The organism is Mycobacterium sp. (genome assembly GCF_049585075.1).
Classification (GTDB): Bacteria; Actinomycetota; Actinomycetes; order Mycobacteriales; family Mycobacteriaceae; genus Mycobacterium.
Genome location: NZ_JBAUZA010000378.1, coordinates 1 through 3,006, shown reverse-complemented (window position 1 = coordinate 3,006; position 3,006 = coordinate 1). Strand labels below are relative to the sequence as shown.

Annotated in this window: 4 protein-coding genes and 1 pseudogene; 4 read left to right on the top strand and 1 reads right to left on the bottom strand. The window is 66.8% G+C overall.

Features of this window, described 5'->3' with window-relative positions:
- On the top strand, positions 1 to 134 hold a 134-nt coding region (locus WB785_RS17910), incomplete at its 5' end, for a hypothetical protein (protein ID WP_424080642.1).
- Between the two features lie 17 nt (positions 135 to 151).
- Entirely contained in the window at positions 152 to 523 is a 372-nt protein-coding gene (locus tag WB785_RS17905) for a nuclear transport factor 2 family protein (protein ID WP_424080641.1), read from the top strand.
- Here WB785_RS17905 and trhA read toward each other — a convergent pair.
- Positions 520 to 1,278 carry a PAQR family membrane homeostasis protein TrhA gene (gene trhA, locus WB785_RS17900; RefSeq protein ID WP_424080640.1) on the bottom strand — a complete coding sequence of 253 codons (759 nt, stop codon included), beginning with the start codon at positions 1,276 to 1,278 and terminating at the stop codon, positions 520 to 522. The genes WB785_RS17905 and trhA overlap by 4 nt on opposite strands.
- A 65-nt stretch (positions 1,279 to 1,343) precedes the next feature.
- Between trhA and WB785_RS17895 the strand changes: the two genes are divergently transcribed.
- Positions 1,344 to 2,147 carry a (2Z,6E)-farnesyl diphosphate synthase gene (locus WB785_RS17895; protein ID WP_424080639.1) on the top strand — a complete coding sequence of 268 codons (804 nt, stop codon included), beginning with the start codon at positions 1,344 to 1,346 and terminating at the stop codon, positions 2,145 to 2,147.
- 75 nt (positions 2,148 to 2,222) lie between these two features.
- A pseudogene (locus WB785_RS17890) lies at positions 2,223 to 3,006 on the top strand (hypothetical protein); the annotation flags it as partial.

Genomic DNA, 3,006 nt, shown 5'->3' with positions numbered 1-3,006 from the left:
CAGCGGGATCGTCGGAGCTGCTGGTCGGCCGGGACCGGGTGGCCGGTGTCGACGCGGCCTATCTCTGCCGCGGGCAGGTGTGCGATCTGCCGGTCACCAGCGCCGAGGATCTGGCGGCGGCGCTGGCCCGGTGACGGTAGCCTTGCCAGTCATGCCGAGCCGCGAGCAGATCGCCGACACCGTCAACCGCTACATCAGCTTGGTGGCCAAGGGCAGCGCGGAGGATATCGCCGAGCTGTACGCCGACGACGCCACCGTCGAGGATCCGGTCGGCGGCGAGGTGCACATCGGCCGGCAGGCGATCCGCGGGTTCTACTCCGCGGTCGAAAACGCCGAGCGCGAATGCGAATTGGTGACGCTGCGGGTGGCCGGCAACGAGGCGGCGTTCCAGTTCAAGTTGACCGTGATCGCCGGCGAGCACCGGATGCTGATCGAGCCGATCGACGTGATGGTGTTCGGCGACGACGGCAAGGTGACCGCGATGAAGGCCTACTGGTCAGCGGACAACGTCACGCACGGCTAGGCCGGGTGGCCGACGTAGAAGACCGCCAGCCAAACGGCGATGTAGTGGCAGATCGCGGCCACCACCGTGCAGGCGTGAAAGAACTCGTGGTAACCGAACGTCTTGGGCCACGGGTCGGGCCAGCGCATCGCGTACAGAATGCCGCCGATGCTGTATAGCGCGCCGCCGACAACCAGCAGCACCATCGCGGCCACCCCGGCGATGTGCATGATCACCGCGATGTAGAACGCGGCGACCCAGCCGAGTCCCAGGTACAGCGGCACTCCGACCCAGCGCGGGGCGGTCGGCCAGCACATCTTGAGCAACACCCCGGCCACCGCACCGCCCCACACGACGCACAGCACCAGCGTCCCTGCTTGTGGCGGCATCGCCAACAACGCGAACGGGGTATAGGTGCCGGCGATCAGCACGAAGATCATCGAATGGTCGAGCCGCTTCATCCGGATCCGGGCCTTCGCCGATTTCCAGGTGACCCGGTGATACGTGGCGCTGACGGTGAACATCCCCACCACGGCGCCGACGTAGACGAAGGTCGCCATTCCGGCTTTGAGCCCCGCCAGCGGCCAAGACACCGAGATCAGCGAGGCGCCGGCGGCGACGGCGAAAACGGCCGACACCAAATGGATCCAGCCGCGTGCTTTCGGCTTGGTCAGCACGTCAGCAGCAGATTCCAGGGCCTGACCGGCGACTTCTTCGACAGCGTCGACCGGCCCGGAAGTGCCGGGCTTGGTGGCCGAGTTGGTAGCGCGACTCAAGATCCCTCCCTAACTTGCAGTCGGATCGCAGGTAAGTGCTGCTCCCCACAGTAATCTGGATCCCTGTGGAGATCATCCCGCCGCGCCTTAAGGAACCGCTGTATCGGATCTATGAGCTGCGGCTGCGGCAAGGATTGGCCGCATCCAAACCGACCCTGCCGCGACACATCGCGGTGCTGTGCGACGGCAACCGGCGGTGGGCACGTGACGCCGGATACGACGACGTCAGTTACGGGTATCGGATGGGCGCGGCCAAGATCGCCGAGATGCTGCGCTGGTGCCAAGAAGCCGGCATCGAAATGGCCACCGTCTACCTGCTATCCACCGAAAACCTGCGACGCGATCCCGCCGAACTGGCCGCGCTGATCGAGATCATCACCGATGTCGTCGAGGAGATCTGCGCGCCGGCCAACCGCTGGAGTGTGCGCACGGTCGGTGATCTGGAGTTGATCGGCGAAGAGCCCGCGCGACGGCTGCGCGACGCCGTGGCAAGCACTGCAGGCACCGCGTCCAACGCAAGCGCCGGCTTTCACGTCAACGTCGCCGTCGGCTACGGCGGGCGCCAGGAAATCGCCGACGCCGTGCGCGCATTGTTGAGCAAGGAGATTGCCAACGGAGCCAGCGGCGAGGATCTCGTCGATGCCGTCACCGTCGACGCGATCTCGGAGAACCTGTACACCTCCGGGCAGCCGGATCCGGACCTGGTCATCCGAACGTCGGGGGAGCAGCGACTATCCGGGTTCCTGTTGTGGCAAAGCGCCTACTCGGAGATGTGGTTCACCGAAGCGCACTGGCCCGCCTTCCGCCGGGTCGACTTCTTGCGCGCACTGCGCGATTACAGCCAGCGCCACCGCCGTTACGGCACGTAGCGGCGATCGCAAGCGCGGCGCAGCCGGGCGCAGCGGGTCGCCGCGGACGATCTGGAGCCGTGTCACACTGAAAGCATGGCTGCGCTTTCAGCGTTGGTGTTTTCGCTGAGTTGGTGGCTGGGCCTGTATTTGTTGGCCCGGGACCCACGCAAGCCTGTGCTCGCGCTCTCGGCGGTCGGACTGTGTAGTTTTGCCACGGCGGTGGCGCTGGATGCGGTGCGGCTCGTCACGCACTCCGCGCTTCTCAGCCACGTCGAGATTTACGTCGTGGCGATTCCCGGCGTGGCCTGGTTCGCGGTGCTCGTCGAGCTGGCCCGGCCGTCTGACAGTGGGCGCGCACGCGCCGGCGAGCTATTGCTGGTCGGTGTCGTCGCTTCGCTGACGTTGGTGGGTGCGACGCTGGCCGGCAGCGTCGACGGGCCGCTGCGGCTCGGGCATGTGGTCATGTGCGTGGTGATCTCGGTGTCCACGCTGGGCGCGATGGCCGCCGCCGTGCGGCGCCGGGTGCAGACGATCCCCGTCGTCGGGCTGGTCGTCACGGCGACGCTGTTCTTTGCGTTGGCCAACGCCATCCTGATCATCCCGCTTGGCGTGGTGCCCAGCTGGCTGGCATTGGCGTCGACGGGTTGCGACGTGCTCGGCCTGGGTGTGGCGGTGGCGCTGTGGGACGCGTTCGACGAGGGCCAGGCGCTGCGGGCCGACATGCTGCGCTCATTCACCGGTACCGGTGCGGTGGCGGCGCTGCTCGGCGGTCAGATGCTGATCGGTATCGCGTTGACCCGCCAGCAGCCAACTGCGCAGATCACGTTGACGGTGCTGCTGTTCACCAGCCTGGCGATTGTCACCGCCGTGCAGGTAC

Bases quoted from the DNA above. Each gene is read 5' to 3' on its own strand.
- WB785_RS17905 (WP_424080641.1), top strand. From the start codon at position 152: ATGCCGAGCCGCGAGCAGATCGCCGACACCGTCAACCGCTACATCAGC.